Raw genomic sequence first — 14,656 nt, 5'->3', positions numbered from 1 at the left:
TCAGCAGGCGACGCCGGTGGCCGGTTCCGCCGATGCGGGCTCGTTCCCCGGCGCCGGGGCGGGGCCGGGGCCGGAGGGCAGCGGGCGGTCCTCGTCCAGGGCCGTGAAGAGGCGCTCCGCCGCGCGCTCGTCCCAGGCGACCGTGGAGCCCAGGCCCGGCACGGCGCGCGCGGTGTCCTCGACCGGCACGGACGCGAACCGGGCGTCGGACGGCCTGAAGTCCCGGAGCGCCTCGGCGAGCCGGAGCATCTCCTCGGCGCCGAAGCCGGGGTCGGCGCGGACCGAGGCGAGGAGCGACCGGACGACGGTGCCCAGCCGGGCCGGGTCGAGGAGCAGGCCGCCGCTGATCGCCTCCTCCGCGAACGCCGCCATGAACTCCTGCTGCCGCCGCATCCGCCCGAGGTCGGAAGCGCCGTCCACGTGCCGGGCGCGCACGTACGCCAGGGCCTCGGCACCGTCCAGCCTGCTCGTGCCGGCCGGCAGGTCGAGTCCGGCCTGCTCGTCGCGCAGCGGGCGCGGCGTGCAGACCTCGACGCCGCCGACCTCGTCCACCGCGCGCACGAAGCCGGTGAAGCTCACCTCCACGTAGTGGTCGACGTGCAGCCCGGTCATGTCCTCGACGGTGCGCACCATCAGGGGCGGGCCGCCGTGCGACAGGGCCGCGTTGAGCTTGTCGGCGTGCGGGGCGTGGTGGGCGCCGGAGACGGCGAAGGTGTGCTCGGGGAGCGTCGCGTAGGAGTCGCGGGGCAGGCTGACGACGGTGGCCCGGTCGCCCGACGCGGACAGGTGCAGCAGCAGGATGGTGTCGGCGCAGTAGCAGGACGCGTTGCCGAGGTGGTACCGCTCGCGCTCCTCGGCGGTGAGCCCCTCGCGGGAATCGGTGCCGATCAGCAGGATGTTGAGGCCGCTCCCGGCCTCGGGCCGGTCCCGCAGGCCGCGGAACGGGTCGACGCGGTCGACGCCGTGCTCGGCCGCGTTGATCACCGCGTGGCCCACCCCGCCGGTCGTCAGCACCAGGCCGGCCAGGAGGGCCGCGGCGCGCAGGCCCCAGCGGCGGCGGCGTGAAGCGGGCATGTGGGGCACCTCCCGCCCGTCACCGTATGGCCATAGGATCAACGGCACCGGGCGGCGCGCACCGGGGTCGCCCGTACGCGGTAACGTGCTCCGGTGAGCAGCATTCCCACGACTCCCGCCGTGTCCGTGATCATGCCGGTGCTCAACGAGGAACGGCATCTGCGCGACTCCGTGCGGCACATCCTGGAGCAGGACTACCCGGGCGAGCTGGAGGTCGTCATCGCCCTCGGCCCCTCGACGGACCGGACGGACGAGATCGCCGCCGAGCTGGTGGCCGGGGACGCGCGGGTACGGACCGTGCCGAACCCGACCGGCCGGACGCCCGCCGGCCTCAACGCGGCCATCGCCGCCTCCCGGCACCCGGTCGTGGTGCGGGTGGACGGGCACGGGATGCTGTCGCGGGACTACATCGCCACCGCCGTGCGGCTGCTGGCGGAGACCGGCGCGGCGAACGTCGGCGGGATCATGCACGCGGAGGGCGAGAACGACTGGGAGCGGGCCGTCGCCGCCGCGATGACCTCCCGGATCGGGGTGGGCAACGCGGCCTTCCACACCGGCGGCGAGGCGGGCGAGGCCGAAACCGTCTACCTGGGGGTCTTCCGGCGCGAGGTGCTGGAGAAGCTGGGCGGCTACAACGAGGAGTTCATCCGCGCGCAGGACTGGGAGCTGAACTACCGCATCCGGCAGTCGGGCGGGCTGATCTGGTTCTCGCCCGAGCTGCTGGTCTCCTACCGGCCGCGCCCGTCGGTGCGCGAGCTGGCCCGGCAGTACCGGAACTACGGGCGCTGGCGGCGCGTGGTGGCCCGTTACCACGCCGGGTCGATCAACCCGCGCTATCTGGCGCCGCCCGCCGCGCTGCTGGCGATCGCCGCCGGGGTGGTGGTGGGCGCGGTGCTGACGCCGTGGGGCCTGGTGGTGCCGGCGGGCTATCTCGCGGGCATCACCCTCGGCTCGGTGCCCGCCGGGAAGGGGCTGCCGGCCGGGGCACGGCTGCGGGTGCCGGTGGCGCTGGCGACCATGCACATGTCGTGGGGCTGGGGGTTCCTGACCAGCCCGCGGGGGCTGGCGAGGAAGGTCATCGCCAGCCGCCGGGAGCCGGTCGCGGCGCCCCGGGGCTGAGGAACCGCGCGGCGGTGGGCGGGCGCTACCAGACGTAGGCGGGGTTGACCTCCATGCAGGTGTCGTCCTTGCCGGAGAGGATGTCCTGCTCGTCCACAGCGGGTTCCTCGGTCGCGCCGCCGCCACCGCCACCGGTGGCGGCACCGCCCGGGTCCGCGTCGTCCGGCGCCTCGGGGAACGTGGTGCCCTCGCGCCAGTCCGCCCCGATGACCAGGGTGATCCGGTCGACGCTCGGCGAGATCCGCACCGCGCCGCCCGGCAGGCCCAGCGCCTCCGCGACGGCCTCCGCGTTGGCCTGGTCCGCGATGTCCGGATACAGCAGTGCCGTGCTGCCCTCGGACTCGGGCGTGACGTCGGTGGTCGCGGCGGTGAAGCCGAGACGGTGCAACTCGTCGGTGATCACACTGGCCCGGCCCGCGACGGGATACGGGAACTCCGTGCCGTGGCCCGTGCCGTTGCGCACGGCGACCGGGATCTCGGCCGCGGGGTCGGGGGTCTGCTCCGGGGACGGTGAGGACCCGGCGTCGCCCTCCTCGCCGTCGCTGTCGCCCTCGCCGTCGTCGGCGGGGCGGGCGTCCTGGTCGTCCAGCGGGATGTCCTCGCGGACCAGCGCGAACAGTTCCTCCGCCGCCACCGGGTCCGGGACGATCGTGACGTCCGGGTTCGCCGGGTCGGGGATCCAGGGCAGGGTGACCATGTTGACGCGGTCGTTCGGGACGGACCGCAGGTCCGTGCCCAGGTCGTACAGCTTCTGCACGCTGCCGAGGCCGTGATCGACGGTCAGGGCGTCGGTCGCCGCCTCCGCCAGGTCCATCAGCTCGCCGGGGTCGCTGAGGGAGGCGCTGGACTGCAGCTCCTCGACCATGTTGCTCAGGTACATCTGCTGGGCGCGGGTGCGGCCGACGTCGCTGCCGTCGCCGAACGCCTGCCGGGTGCGCAGCCACTGCAGCGCCTGCTCGCCCTCGACCACGGTCGTGCCGCCCTCCAGCCGCAGGCCGGACTTCGGGTCGTGGATGTTCTGCTGGACGCAGACCGGGACGCCGCCCACCGCGTCGGCCATGTCCACGACGCCCGCGAAGTCGAGCATCATGAAGTGGTCGATGGGGATGCCCGTCAGCTCCCACCACGTGGCCACGACGCAGCCGGGACCGCCGTGCGAGAGGGCCATGTTGATCGACTCGGACTCGTCCTCCGGGTACACCTCGCCCGTGTCGGGGTCCGTGCACTCGGGGATGGTGACCTGGGTGTCGCGCGGGATGCTGATCAACGTGATGTTGCTGCGGTCGGCCGAGGCGTGCAGCAGCATCTGGACGTCGGCGCGGACCGGGCCGCCGGCCAGGTCGCGGGCGCCGCCCAGCTCCTGGTTCTCCTCGCCGTCGCGCGAATCGGAGCCGAGGAGAAGGATGTTGAGCGGGGTCTGCCCCGCCGCGTTCGGCTCCGACTCCCCCATGTCGTTGTTGCCGAGGTTGAGGGGGTCCTTGTCGATGTTCCGGTTCAGGTGCCAGATGTAGAGTCCGCCGGCGGCGGCCACGGCCACGATGAGGACGGCCAGCCCGCCGGCCGTCCAGACGAGGACGCGGCGCCACAGGGGCTTGGGTTTCTTGCGGGAGCGGCGGCCGTCGGGAGCGGCCTTGTCGCCCTCGTCGGCCGGGCCGCCGTGGTCGGCCGGGCTGCCCTGGGCCCCGGCCGGGTCATGGTCCTGGGCGGGGGGGCCGCCGTGCGGTGCGGTGGTGGTGCGGGGGATCCCCTGTCCTGGTCGGGCGACCCCGGCGAAGGATCCGCTGTCGTCCTCGCCGCGTATGCCGGTCCTCCGCACGGGAACCCCCACTCTTCGCTGTCGCTCCGCTCCGCCCGGCCGGGCGGCCCCCCTGATGAGCCTTATGAGGCGCAGACGTCTTCGTCGTCCGCCGTGATGCTGTTGACGTCCTCCGGCAACTCGGCCGGGACCTCGATGGGCTCACCGGCCCCGCGGAAGTCGTCGCCGAGCACGAGGATCATGGGCTCGTCGCCGGCGTCCGCCGACTGCTCGCGCAGCGCGGAGTCGGGCAGGCCCATCATCTCGGCCAGGGTCGCCGCCTGGTCGGCCTGGTCAGGGCCGTATTCCAGGGTGGTCTCCTCCTGCGCCTCGGGCGCGTTGCCCGCGTTGGTCGAGAGCGGGACGCCCTGCACGTTCTGCAACCAGTCCAGTGTCTCCTGGGCGGCGCCGATCACGTTGCCGCCGTTGTAGACGTCGACCCTGACCTGCGCGGCCGGGGCCATCTCGGGCTCGCCGGATCCCTCGCCGCCGTCCTGGCCGCCCTCGCCGCCCTCGCCGCCCTGGCCGTCGTCGCCGGAGCCGCCCGCGTCCCCGGCCGCCTCGCCGGAGTCCGTCATGGAGATGTCCTCCTGGAGCATCCGGAAGATCGGCGCGGCCCTGGACTCGTCCAGCACGACCGTGGCCTTGGCGCCCTCGGGCTCGGCGGGGTTGTCCACGACGGGCAGCGTGATGAAGTTCATGTCGGACATCGGCACCTGACCGAGGTCCTCCGCCAGGGCCTTGAGCTTCTGGATGCTGCCGATACCGGTGTCGACGGTCAGCGACTTGGTCGCGGTGTCCGCCAGCTCCAGCAGCCGGGTGGGGCTGCTGAGCACCCCGCCCTGGGTGATCTCGCGGGCCATCGAGGCGACGAACTGCTGCTGCAGCTCGATCCGGCTCAGGTCGCTGCCGGTGCCCACCGAGTGCCGGGTCCGGACGAACGCCAGGGCCTGCTCGCCCTGCACCTCGTGCCGCCCGGCGTCGAGCTGGAGGCCCGACTTCGGGTCGTCGATGGGCTCTTCGAGGCAGACCGGGACGCCGCCGACGGCCGTCGAGAGGTCCTTGACGGCGTTGAAGTCGGCCATCATGAAGTGGTTGATCTCGACGCCGGTCAGCTCCTGGACCGTGCGCCAGACGCAGCCGGGGTCACGGCCGTTGGTGCCCAGGCTCTGGTTGAACCGGACGTCCTGCGAGCCGGGGATGACCTCCGTGCTGCCGTCCTCCAGCTTGACCTCGCAGTCCGGGATGTCGGTGATGAGGTCCCGGGGGATGCTCAGGCCGGTGGCGTGCGTCCGGTCCTTCGAGAAGTGCATGAGGATCGTGGTGTCGGCGCCCTCGCTGGCCTCGCCGCCGTAGGCGTCGTTGCCGGAGCCGGTGCGGGTGTCGGTGCCGATGAAGAGGATGTTGACCGGCTCGTCGGACTGGTAGTTGTTCTCGATGCCGACGTCGACCTTGTTGATGTTCCCGTTGAGCCGGTTGAAGACGTACCACGCGCCGGCGCAGCCCACGATCAGCAGCATCGCGAGGCCGCCGCCGGTCCACATCAGCGCCTTCTTCGCCCGGCCGCGCTTCCTGGCGGCCTTCCCGCCCCTGACGTCCTTGCCCCTCCGGCGGCTGGGCGCCGGGGCGGCCCGGCGGTCCCGCTGGCCCGGCATCGGACCGTCGCCGTCCCCCGGCCGGTCACCGGTCCGGGGCCGGTCTGACGGTGCGCGACGCTGCCGTGGCGGAGCGTTACGGCCCTGGCGCGCGGGGTCGCCGGAGGCTGACGACTGGCTCGGCCTTTCGCCGCGCCCGGCGGGGTGCGTGCCAGGCAGTCTCAGCTCGTAGTCGCCGGTGTCCGGGTTGAACACCCACTGATCCGCGGGATCGACGTCTCCCGCTCCCCCACGTCCCTGCGCGTCCACGTTTCCGTGCGCCCTCCGTGTGCCTTCTAGAGGATCAGACGGCACACACTAGCCTCCAGGTTCCGAAGGTCGCGATCGCGGTGACGGATTCCACCCGAAGCAGTGGGGGTAAAACACTGACTAGCCACCCTTTTTGGGGTTTTCGGCTTCTTGCTCACCCGGCGCAGACCGGCTCTCCGGCGGCCGGGATCCCGGCGCGCAGCCGCGTCAGCAGCGTGCGGGCGCCGTCGTCGTCCGCGGGGACGTCCAGCACCCGGAGACGCTCGGGCGGGACCGCGCGCAGCTCGGGCGGCGCGGCCTCGGAGCGGTGGAACGCGCAGACGCCGGACCCGGTGGGGACGGGCATCGTGGCGTGGACGTCGACGCGCAGCCAGGTGAGCCGTTCCAGGGTGCGGATCAGGCAGGCGGTGCCGCCGGTGGCGTAGGCGTGGGCGAGGGAGGCGCGGGCGGCCCGGCGCGGGGTGCCGTCGCGGCCGGTGCAGGCGGGCACGTCCACCCGCAGGCCGGGCGGAACGGCCACGGCGGCGGCGCTCGCGCCGTCCGTCCCCGCCGTCCCGGCGGGCAGGCGCAGCAGCAGGAGGGCGGCGGCGCGGGCGCCCCGGTCCTCGGTGCCGATGACGAGCAGGGTGCGGGCGGCGCCCGGACCGGGCGGCGGGCGTTCGCGGTCGTGGCGGGCCAGCTCCGCGGCGGTGGCGAGGTCGGCGGCGACCGTGTCCCCCACCCGGCGCAGGACCGCCCAGCCGGCCGCGGCGACGGCGAGCACGGTGGCCGCCGCGGCGAGGGCCACCCAGCGGGCCCAGGCGCGGTGGGGGCCGCGCCCGGCGGCACCGGGCGGGTCCGGCCGCGCCGCGGGCCGCCGCGGCGGGGGCGGGGCGGTGGTGGGCCGGTGGTAGGCGGCCTGGCGCGGCACCCTCATGGGCACGATCCTGCGGGCGCCGCGCCCGCCCGGCCACCGTCAGGCGGCGAAGTGGGTGACGCGTTCGCTCTCCCGGCGCGCGGCCAGCGCGGCGGTGTCGAGGCGGTCGGTGTTGCGGCACAGCACCACGGAGGCGCCGACCGCCAGCGGGCCGTAGAGACCGGCCGAGACGCCCTGCCAACTCCCGAACGGCAGCAGCGACATCAGGCGGTCACCGGGCCCGAGCCCGCGCTCGGCGGCGTCGGCGCGGGCGCGTTCGACCACCTCGGCGCCGGTCAGCTCCCGGCCGTCCGCCACGAGGGCCAGGTGGTTCGGGCCCGGCGGGTCGTAGGCGGCGAACGTGTCGGGCTGGCCGGGCACGGCGACGGCGTAGTCGGTGAAACCGGCGGGCGGCTGCGCGAAACGGGCGCCCAGGGGCCGCAGGCTGAGCGCGACGCGCTCGCCGCGGCAGGCGCGGGCCGCATCCAGCGTGTCGGGTCCGCTGACGACGAGGTCGGCCTCGGCCGGGTCTCCGTCCAGGACGGCGACGACGCCGGTGGCGGCGGTGGCCAGCAGCCATACGACCGTCTGCCAGTGGGCCGGGAGCAGCAGGACGAGGCGGTCGCCGGGCTCGGCGGAGAACTCGTCCTGGAGGAGGTTGGCGGTCTTCGCCACCCAGTTGGCGAGGGTGGCGGCGGAGAGTTCGACGCGTTCGCCGGTGGCGTCGTCGTAGTACGTCACCAGGGGGCGGGCGGCATCCGTGGCCAGCGCGGAACGCAGCAGGTCGGCGGGGGTGCGGTCGGCGATGTTCATCGGCGTCAGCGTACGCCCGGCGGGACCGCCGGACGGCGGGGGGCGGGGGGCGTCCGTCACTCACCCGGCGTCACCGGTCGACTGCGGAGCGATAGACATATCATGCGATATGTGCCCATGATCGTTGTCATGCGATCACGCCTTGCTTCCACCTTTGCTCAGTCCTTCGCGTCTTTGTCGACTTCTTCGGTCAGCTCGTCGACCGGTTCGTCGGCCGGTTCATCGGCCGGTTCATCGGCCGGCTTCCGGTCCGTCGCGGTGGTGGGGGCCGCGTGCGTGGTGGCCGCCCTGGCCCTGCCGTCCGGCGCCACCGCGGCCGGGGCGGCGGAGCCGTCCGCCACCGGGGCCGCCGGGAGCGGCGGCATCCAGTCGCTCCCGCTGGGCCCGCTGGAGGGCGACACCCGGGGAGGCGGCGAGACCGGCGAACCGGTCGCGCCCGAGGGCACCCAGGGCCTCCCGTCCACCGACACCGATCCGTTCTCGATGCTCGGCGTCATCTGGTCGGACCCGGCGGCCGAGCTGAACGGCGACGTGGAGGTGCGCACCCGGGCCGCGTCCACGGGTGCCTGGTCGGAGTGGATCCACGTCGAGGGGAACAGCGCGCACGCCCCGGACCCGGACACGGCCGAGGCGGGCGACCCCGGGGTGCGCGGCGGCACCGTCCCGGTGTGGGTCGGGCCCTCGGACGGGGTGGAGATCCGGGTCGTGCCCGGCGAGGGCGCCGAGGCCACCACTCCCGGAGCGAGCGCCGGAACGCTGCCCGAGGGGCTGCGGCTGGAGCTGATCGACCCGGGCGAGATTCCCGAGCCGCCGCCGACCGGCGAACCCGGGGACGGGACCGGGGACGGGACCGGGGAACCCGGTCAGGAGCCCGGGGACGGGACCGGCGAGCCCGGGACCGGGGAGCCCAGGTCGGCGGGCGACTTCGAGGGACCGCGTCCCCCGATCACCACCCGGGCCGGATGGGGCGCGGACGAGAGCCTGCGCGAGCCGGACTTCCTCTACACCGACACGATCAAGACGGTCTTCGTCCACCACACGGCGGGCACCAACGACTACTCCTGCTCCGACGCTCCCGCGATCATCCGCGGCATCTACGCGTACCACGTGGAGAGCCAGGGCTGGCGCGACATCGGCTACAACTTCCTCGTCGACAAGTGCGGCGAGATCTACGAGGGCCGGGCCGGCGGCGTCGACCAGCCCGTACAGGGCGCCCACACGCTCGGCTTCAACCACAACAGCATGGGCGTCTCCGTCCTCGGCACCTACTCCGACGAGGCCCCCAACCAGGACATCCTCGACTCCCTCTCGCTGCTGACCGCCTGGAAGCTCGGCCTGCACGACGGCGACCCCGAGGGCGCGCAGAACCGCACGTCGACGGGCGGCACGTACCCCGAGGGCACGACCGTCAAGCTCAACAACGTCTCCGGCCACCGCGACGGCTACAACACCGACTGCCCCGGCGACGAGCTGTACGCGGAGCTGCCGTACATCCGCAGCACCGCCGCCGACCTCCAGGGCAGGTGACGCCCGCCCGGCACCGGCCAGTAGATTGCCGGAATCATGCCGGACCGCACCTGGGCCCCGCCCGAGCCGTACGACCTGCGCCGCAGCCTGATCGTGCTGCGGCGCGGGCCGTACGACCCCGCGTTCCGCACCGGCCGCGACGGCGCCATCTGGCGTGCCACGCGCACCCCCGAGGGCCCGGCGACGCTGCGCGTGGCGCGTGGCGCGGCGGGGACGGTGGACGCCACGGCGTGGGGGCCGGGCGCCGACTGGGTGCTGGACGGGCTGCCCGCGCTGCTCGGCGCGGACGACGAGCCGGAGGCGTTCGTGCCGCACCACCGCCTGGTCGCGGAGGCGCTGCGCCGGCACGGCGGGCTGCGGCTGATCAGGACGGGCCTGGTGCTGGAGTCGCTGATCCCGTCGATCCTCGAACAGCGGGTGACGACGGAGGACGCGTACCGGGCGTGGCGGCGGCTGCTGCGCTGGTACGGCGAGCCCGCGCCCGGTCCCGGCGGGGCGGAGCTGAGGATGTGGGTGATGCCCGAGCCGCGCGTGTTCGCCCGCGTGCCGTCGTGGGACTGGCACCGGGCGGGCGTCGACGGCAAGCGCTCGGCGGCGGTGCTGCGGGCGGTGCGGCTGGCGCGGCGGATGGAGGAGGCGGCGGGCATGGAACTCCCCGACGCCATGGCCCGGTTGCAGGCCGTTCCGGGCATCGGGCCGTGGACGGCGGCCGAGACGTTGCAGCGCGTGCTCGGCGCCCCGGACGCGATCACGGTCGGGGACCTGCACCTGCCGGGCGTCATCGGCTACGCGCTGGGCGGCGGCGAGCGCGGCGCGGACGACGCACGGATGCTGGAGCTGCTCGCGCCCTACGCGGGCCAGCGGCACCGGGCGGCCCGGTTGATCCTGCTGACGGGCGTCGCCCCGCCCCGCCGTGCGCCGCGCCAGCGGCACGCGAACATCGCGCGGCTGTGAGGCGGCCGTCGGGGAGTGATGGCAGCGTGGCCCGTAGGCTGGGAGGAGCATCGAGCAGCCCGGCGGACGGGAGACGGACGATGACCGAACGCAAGCCCCCCGGCCTTCCCTTCGAGTCGTGGGTCGACCGGCAGATCCGTGAGGCGGAGGAGCGCGGCGCGTTCCAGGACCTGCCCGGCGCGGGCCGGCCGCTGCCGCACCTCGACCGCCCCCACGACGACATGTGGTGGGTCAAGCGGAAGATGGCCGAGGAGGGACTGTCGTTCCTGCCGCCGACGCTCGCGCTGCGCAAGGAGGCGGAGGACGCCCTCGCGGCGGCGGGCCGCGCCCGGAGCGAGGCCGAGGTGCGGCGGATCGTGACGGAGATCAACGAGAAGATCGACGCGGCACTGCGGCGGCCGATGTCGGGGCCCCCGCTGAACCTGGTCCCCTACGACGTGGAGCGGATCGTCCGCGAGTGGCGGGAGGGGCGCTCGGAGGCGCGCTCCGCCGACTGACAGGGGTTATGCGGGCGGCGTGGGCGTGGTCTTCCGTTCCCGCAGTTCCTTGATCTCCCGCCGCCGCGCCAGCCGGTGCGTGCCGCGGATCTGGGCCTCCTGGAAGCGGCGCCGGTCGCGGTCGTTGTCCGGGACGACGGGCGGGACCTCGCGCGGCCTGCCGTCCTCGTCGACCGCCGCGAAGACCAGGTAGGCGCTGCCGACCTGGGAGGCGGGGGTCGACTCGTTCCACCGTTCGGCCATGACGCGCACGCCGATCTCCATGGAGGTGCGGCCCGTCCAGTTGACCTGCGCGTGGACGTGAACGAGGTCACCGACCCGCACCGGCACCAGGAAGACCATCTCGTCCATGGACGCCGTGACCGCGGGACCGCCCGAGTGCCGCCCGGCGACGGCCCCGGCCGCGTCGTCCACCAGCTTCATGATCACGCCGCCGTGGACGGTGCCCAGGAGGTTCACATCGGCCTGCGTCATGATGTGCGAGAGCGTGGTGCGGGAGGCCGCGGTGGGCTTTCCTGGCAGATCGGTCATGAGGGCCAGCCTAAGCGGGGCGCGCGCCACCGGCGGATTGCATCAGATCTGACACAGTCATGACCAGCGCCCTCCTGCCGTTCGCCGGGGCCAGGCACACTTGGCTCCTATGAGCGACTGGCCATCCGGGTGGAGCGACGACGAGCGGAACCGTGATCGGGACCGGAACCGGAACCGTTACGGCCGGGGAGCGGGCAACGACCCGCGCCCGGAGAACGCCCGGGTCATGCCGCACGTCCAGCGGCCCCCGCGCCCGCGGGGGGGCGAGCCGGTGGACGACACCGTTCCCGACACGCCGCCGCGTTTCGACTCCGGCTACAACGAAGGCCAGGTCTACCGGGGCGCCGCCCGTTCCCGCCCCGCGCCGCCGGTCCCGCCGCAGGGCCAGGGGCCGGTCCCCGGCCCCCGCTACCCCGGCGACGGCGGCCCGCGCCCGCCGCACGGCCCGCGCGGCCCGCGCGGTCCCCGCAACTGGCGCCGCACCATCGGCTATTCGGCGCTCGGGCTGGTCATGGTCCTGCTCGTCACCGCGATCGGCACGTACTTCTGGGCCGACGGGAAGCTGCGCCGCGAGGTCGACCTGGCGTCGGTCGAGGACCGGCCGGAGCCGGGCGAGGGCACCAACTTCCTGATCGTGGGCTCCGACAGCCGCGAGGGGCTGAGCGAGGAGGAGCAGCAGGAGCTGCACACCGGCAGCACCGAGGGCCAGCGCACCGACACGATCATGATCCTGCACATCGGGAACAACGGGAACACGATGGTCAGCCTCCCGCGCGACTCGTGGGTGACGATCCCGGCGTTCACCGGCTCGGTCACGGGGAACCGCATCCCGGAGTCGCAGAACAAGATCAACGCGGCGTACTCGTCGGAGGGTCCCGAACTGCTGGTCCGCACGGTCGAGTACAACACCGGCCTGCACATCGATCACTACGTGGAGATCGGCTTCGGCGGCTTCGCGAACGTCGTGGACGCGCTCGGCGGCGTCGAGATGTGCTTCGACGAACCGATCCACGACGAGAACTCGGGCGCGGACTTCGAGGCGGGCTGCCAGCGGCTCGACGGCGCCGAGTCGCTGGCGTTCAACCGGCAGCGGTACCAGGAGGCGGAAGGCGACCTGGGGCGCACGCAGAACCAGCAGGAGTTCCTGAGCACGCTGGCCGACCAGGCCGCGTCGCCGTCGACGCTGCTGAACCCGTTCACGCTGTACCCGACGATGAGCGCCAGCCTCGACGCGCTGATCGTGGACAAGGACATGAGCCTGTGGGACCTGCGCGGCATGTTCTGGGCGATGCGCGGCGCGCACCGCATGAACATCCCGGTCGCGGACCCCGGTTACTCGACCGACAAGGGGTCGGCGGTGCTGTGGGACGAGGCACAGGTCGACCTGCTGATGCAGCAGCTGATCAACGACGAAGAGGTGACGGTCGGCGTCGAGTGACGACGATGACGGCGGCGGGCCGTCCGTTCATTCATTCGTCCGTTCGTCCGTTCGTCCGTTCGTCGGCGGGCGTCAGCAGGCGCAGAGGCAGAACGGGTGGCCGACGGGGTCCGCGTAGACCCGCCAGCCGCGTTTGCCGCCGCCGTCGCCTTCGAGGAGCGTGGCGCCCAGGCGAAGCACCTCCTGCTCGGCGGCGTCCAGGCGCTCCTTCGGCACCTTGAGGTCGAGGTGGAGCTGCTGCGGCATGTCGGTGCTCGGCCAGCGCGGCGGCCGGTACCCCTCCGACCGCTGGAAGGCGAGCGCGTGCCCGTCCGGACCGACGAGGTCCACCCACTCGTCGTCGCTGTCCTTGCCGACCGCCCAGCCGAGGACGGCCGCGTAGAACGCGGCGAGGTCCCGGGGATTGGGACAGTCGAGAACGGTTACCCCCATCGTGGCGACGGCCATGGCATGTCTCCCTACAGCTCTGCCTACAGGTGTGCCCGCGTTACCGGCTCATCACTCCTACCGGTAACTCCGTTACCCCATGATGGCGCAGTACCGGTAACGTGGCAACCGTGAATGCGGGAGACAGACGGACGCCCGGGGGTCTGGTCCTGATCGAGGACCTGATCAACACCCTCGACGTGGAGGACGGCCACGACTCCCTGCCGGACTTCGCGGCGCGCGAGGGCCTGCCGCTCGCCGGGCTGGCCACGCTGCGCGAGGCGCTGCGCGAGGCGTGTGTCGCGCACACCGGCCCGGACATGCGCGCGCCGCACCCGGCCCGTCTGGCCGCCCTGCTGGCCGCGGCTCCCCTGATCCTGTCGGTGGACCCCGCCGGCCGGGCCTCGCTGACCCCGGCCCCCGGCCTCCCGCCGCAGGCCGCTTTCACCGCCCGCGTCGCGGCGGCGATCGCCATGGCGGAGGCGGACGGGACGTGGCAGCGGCTGAAGGCGTGCGAGGCCGACTCGTGCCGCTGGGCGTTCTACGACCACAGCCCGGCGGGCCGCCGGCGCTGGTGCTCGATGCAGGTGTGCGGGGCGCGGGCGAAGATGCGGTCGTACCGGGCGAAGCAGCGCGGGGAGTGAGCACGTTGGCACTCCCGTCGCCGCTGCAGTCCCTGCCGGACCCGGCCCTTGCCCGGGCCGGAGTCGAACTCCGCCTGAAGCGCGACGACTTGATAGACGCCCGGATACCCGGCAACAAGTACCGCAAGCTGATGCCGAATCTGCGGGCGGCGGTGGCTGGGGGGCACACCCGCCTGCTGACGTTCGGCGGCGCGTACTCGAACCACATACGCGCGGTGGCGGCTGCGGCGGCGGCGCACGGCCTGGAGAGCGTGGGCCTGATCCGGGGCGACGAACTGGCCGCCGCCCCCCGCAACTGGTCCCTGGCCCAGGCGGAGGCGGACGGCATGCACCTGTCGTTCCTGGACCGCCGCACCTACCGTGCGACGCTGCGGTCGTTGTCGACCGCGGAGACGCGACGGCGGTTGTCCCTGTCCTGGGGCCGGTGCTACGTCCTCCCCGAAGGCGGCTCCAACCCACTGGCCGCCCGGGGCGCGGCCGACATCCCCACCGAACTCCCCGACCTCGGCCCGAACGACATCATCTGCTGCGCGGTGGGCACCGGCGGCACCCTGGCCGGTATCGCCACGGCCCTCCCCCCGGGCACACGAGCGATGGGCGTCGCGGCCCTGAAGGGCGCGACCGGCTACCTGGAAGCGGAAGTCACCCGCCTCCACCGGGACGGCTGGCAGCGCCCGTTCGACAACTGGCAGATCCACCACACCCACCACGCGGGCGGCTACGCCCGGATCTCCCCCGAACTGGCCTCGTTCACTGCGGACTTCGAGTCCCGGCACGGCGTGCAGGTGGAACGCCACTACGTGGCGAAGACCCTGCACTGCGTCCACGACCTGGCCAAGGCCGGATCCTTCCCCCCGGGCACACGCGTGACGGTGGTGGTCACCGGCCCTCCGACGGAGACCCCGGACAGCACGACCTGAGACCGGAGTTGCGCCTCCCCGCCCATGCGGAGCCGACACCTACGCCGCAACCCCATGGTGTCTGGCCGAAGGGCCATCCCCGCGTGCGCGGGGCCGACCCACCCCTCTCCGGGGTGGTG

14 protein-coding genes are annotated in these 14,656 nt (G+C 73.8%); 7 read left to right on the top strand and 7 right to left on the bottom strand.

Features of this window, described 5'->3' with window-relative positions:
- On the bottom strand, nucleotides 1–1,074 hold the full coding sequence (locus ACSNOC_RS06145) for an LCP family protein (RefSeq protein WP_436746220.1): 1,074 nt from the start codon (nucleotides 1,072–1,074) through the stop codon (nucleotides 1–3).
- A gap of 102 nt (nucleotides 1,075–1,176) precedes the next feature.
- On the opposite strand from ACSNOC_RS06145, the gene ACSNOC_RS06140 reads away from it, so the two are divergent.
- Nucleotides 1,177–2,193 (top strand): glycosyltransferase family 2 protein, encoded by a 1,017-nt coding sequence (locus ACSNOC_RS06140; protein WP_436746235.1) that lies wholly within the window; start codon nucleotides 1,177–1,179, stop codon nucleotides 2,191–2,193.
- A gap of 25 nt (nucleotides 2,194–2,218) precedes the next feature.
- Here the strand turns inward: ACSNOC_RS06140 and ACSNOC_RS06135 are convergent, their stop codons facing one another.
- The 4 genes from ACSNOC_RS06135 to ACSNOC_RS06120 all read right to left on the bottom strand — a co-directional run bounded on the left by ACSNOC_RS06135 (nucleotide 2,219) and on the right by ACSNOC_RS06120 (nucleotide 7,600).
- Nucleotides 2,219–4,009 (bottom strand): LCP family protein, encoded by a 1,791-nt coding sequence (locus ACSNOC_RS06135; RefSeq protein WP_436746219.1) that lies wholly within the window; start codon nucleotides 4,007–4,009, stop codon nucleotides 2,219–2,221.
- A 62-nt stretch (nucleotides 4,010–4,071) separates the two neighbouring features.
- Nucleotides 4,072–5,643 carry an LCP family protein gene (locus ACSNOC_RS06130; RefSeq protein ID WP_436746218.1) on the bottom strand — a complete coding sequence of 524 codons (1,572 nt, stop codon included), beginning with the start codon at nucleotides 5,641–5,643 and terminating at the stop codon, nucleotides 4,072–4,074.
- A gap of 403 nt (nucleotides 5,644–6,046) precedes the next feature.
- The gene (locus ACSNOC_RS06125) at nucleotides 6,047–6,808 is read right to left on the bottom strand and encodes a hypothetical protein (RefSeq protein WP_436746217.1); all 762 of its coding nucleotides are present in this window, start codon (nucleotides 6,806–6,808) and stop codon (nucleotides 6,047–6,049) included.
- A gap of 39 nt (nucleotides 6,809–6,847) precedes the next feature.
- Complete coding sequence (locus ACSNOC_RS06120; protein ID WP_436746216.1) at nucleotides 6,848–7,600, bottom strand: TIGR03089 family protein; 753 nt, start codon at nucleotides 7,598–7,600, stop codon at nucleotides 6,848–6,850.
- Between the two features lie 258 nt (nucleotides 7,601–7,858).
- Here ACSNOC_RS06120 and ACSNOC_RS06115 point away from each other — a divergent pair, with 258 nt between their 5' ends.
- The 3 genes from ACSNOC_RS06115 to ACSNOC_RS06105 all read left to right on the top strand — a co-directional run bounded on the left by ACSNOC_RS06115 (nucleotide 7,859) and on the right by ACSNOC_RS06105 (nucleotide 10,578).
- Nucleotides 7,859–9,127: a peptidoglycan recognition protein family protein gene (locus ACSNOC_RS06115; protein ID WP_436746215.1), complete on the top strand. Its 1,269-nt coding sequence runs from the start codon at nucleotides 7,859–7,861 to the stop codon at nucleotides 9,125–9,127.
- 36 nt (nucleotides 9,128–9,163) lie between these two features.
- A complete protein-coding gene (locus tag ACSNOC_RS06110) occupies nucleotides 9,164–10,081 on the top strand; it encodes a DNA-3-methyladenine glycosylase family protein (protein WP_436746214.1) in 918 nt (305 codons plus the stop codon).
- 80 nt (nucleotides 10,082–10,161) lie between these two features.
- Complete coding sequence (locus ACSNOC_RS06105; RefSeq protein WP_436746213.1) at nucleotides 10,162–10,578, top strand: DUF1992 domain-containing protein; 417 nt, start codon at nucleotides 10,162–10,164, stop codon at nucleotides 10,576–10,578.
- 6 nt (nucleotides 10,579–10,584) lie between these two features.
- Here ACSNOC_RS06105 and ACSNOC_RS06100 read toward each other — a convergent pair whose 3' ends face one another.
- Nucleotides 10,585–11,109 carry an acyl-CoA thioesterase gene (locus ACSNOC_RS06100; RefSeq protein WP_436746212.1) on the bottom strand — a complete coding sequence of 175 codons (525 nt, stop codon included), beginning with the start codon at nucleotides 11,107–11,109 and terminating at the stop codon, nucleotides 10,585–10,587.
- A gap of 109 nt (nucleotides 11,110–11,218) precedes the next feature.
- On the opposite strand from ACSNOC_RS06100, the gene ACSNOC_RS06095 reads away from it, so the two are divergent.
- Entirely contained in the window at nucleotides 11,219–12,547 is a 1,329-nt protein-coding gene (locus tag ACSNOC_RS06095; RefSeq protein ID WP_436746211.1) for an LCP family protein, read from the top strand.
- Nucleotides 12,548–12,619: 72 nt separating this feature from the next.
- Here ACSNOC_RS06095 and ACSNOC_RS06090 read toward each other — a convergent pair whose 3' ends face one another.
- Nucleotides 12,620–12,994, bottom strand: a complete 375-nt coding sequence (locus ACSNOC_RS06090) for a VOC family protein (RefSeq protein ID WP_436746210.1) — start codon at nucleotides 12,992–12,994, stop codon at nucleotides 12,620–12,622.
- 110 nt (nucleotides 12,995–13,104) lie between these two features.
- Here ACSNOC_RS06090 and ACSNOC_RS06085 point away from each other — a divergent pair, with 110 nt between their 5' ends.
- Nucleotides 13,105–13,617: a CGNR zinc finger domain-containing protein gene (locus ACSNOC_RS06085; RefSeq protein ID WP_436746209.1), complete on the top strand. Its 513-nt coding sequence runs from the start codon at nucleotides 13,105–13,107 to the stop codon at nucleotides 13,615–13,617.
- Nucleotides 13,614–14,537, top strand: a complete 924-nt coding sequence (locus ACSNOC_RS06080; protein WP_436746208.1) for a 1-aminocyclopropane-1-carboxylate deaminase/D-cysteine desulfhydrase — start codon at nucleotides 13,614–13,616, stop codon at nucleotides 14,535–14,537. Before ACSNOC_RS06085 ends, ACSNOC_RS06080 begins: the two co-directional genes overlap by 4 nt.
- Nucleotides 14,538–14,656: the final 119 nt, after the last annotated feature.

Source organism: Streptomyces sp. URMC 129 (assembly GCF_051386415.1).
Lineage (GTDB): Bacteria > Actinomycetota > Actinomycetes > Streptomycetales > Streptomycetaceae > Streptomyces.
The sequence above is the reverse complement of the archived record's forward strand: the minus strand, read 5'-3'. Positions and strand labels throughout refer to the sequence as shown.

Excerpts from the sequence above, each read along its gene's own strand:
- ACSNOC_RS06145 (WP_436746220.1), bottom strand. The coding sequence starts at position 1,074 with ATGCCCGCTTCACGCCGCCGCCGCTGGGGCCTGCGCGCCGCGGCCCTC.
- ACSNOC_RS06130 (WP_436746218.1), bottom strand. The coding sequence starts at position 5,643 with ATGCCGGGCCAGCGGGACCGCCGGGCCGCCCCGGCGCCCAGCCGCCGG.
- ACSNOC_RS06125 (WP_436746217.1), bottom strand. The coding sequence starts at position 6,808 with ATGAGGGTGCCGCGCCAGGCCGCCTACCACCGGCCCACCACCGCCCCG.
- ACSNOC_RS06120 (WP_436746216.1), bottom strand. The coding sequence starts at position 7,600 with ATGAACATCGCCGACCGCACCCCCGCCGACCTGCTGCGTTCCGCGCTG.
- ACSNOC_RS06110 (WP_436746214.1), top strand. The coding sequence starts at position 9,164 with ATGCCGGACCGCACCTGGGCCCCGCCCGAGCCGTACGACCTGCGCCGC.
- ACSNOC_RS06105 (WP_436746213.1), top strand. The coding sequence starts at position 10,162 with ATGACCGAACGCAAGCCCCCCGGCCTTCCCTTCGAGTCGTGGGTCGAC.
- ACSNOC_RS06100 (WP_436746212.1), bottom strand. The coding sequence starts at position 11,109 with ATGACCGATCTGCCAGGAAAGCCCACCGCGGCCTCCCGCACCACGCTC.
- ACSNOC_RS06095 (WP_436746211.1), top strand. The coding sequence starts at position 11,219 with ATGAGCGACTGGCCATCCGGGTGGAGCGACGACGAGCGGAACCGTGAT.
- ACSNOC_RS06090 (WP_436746210.1), bottom strand. The coding sequence starts at position 12,994 with ATGGCCGTCGCCACGATGGGGGTAACCGTTCTCGACTGTCCCAATCCC.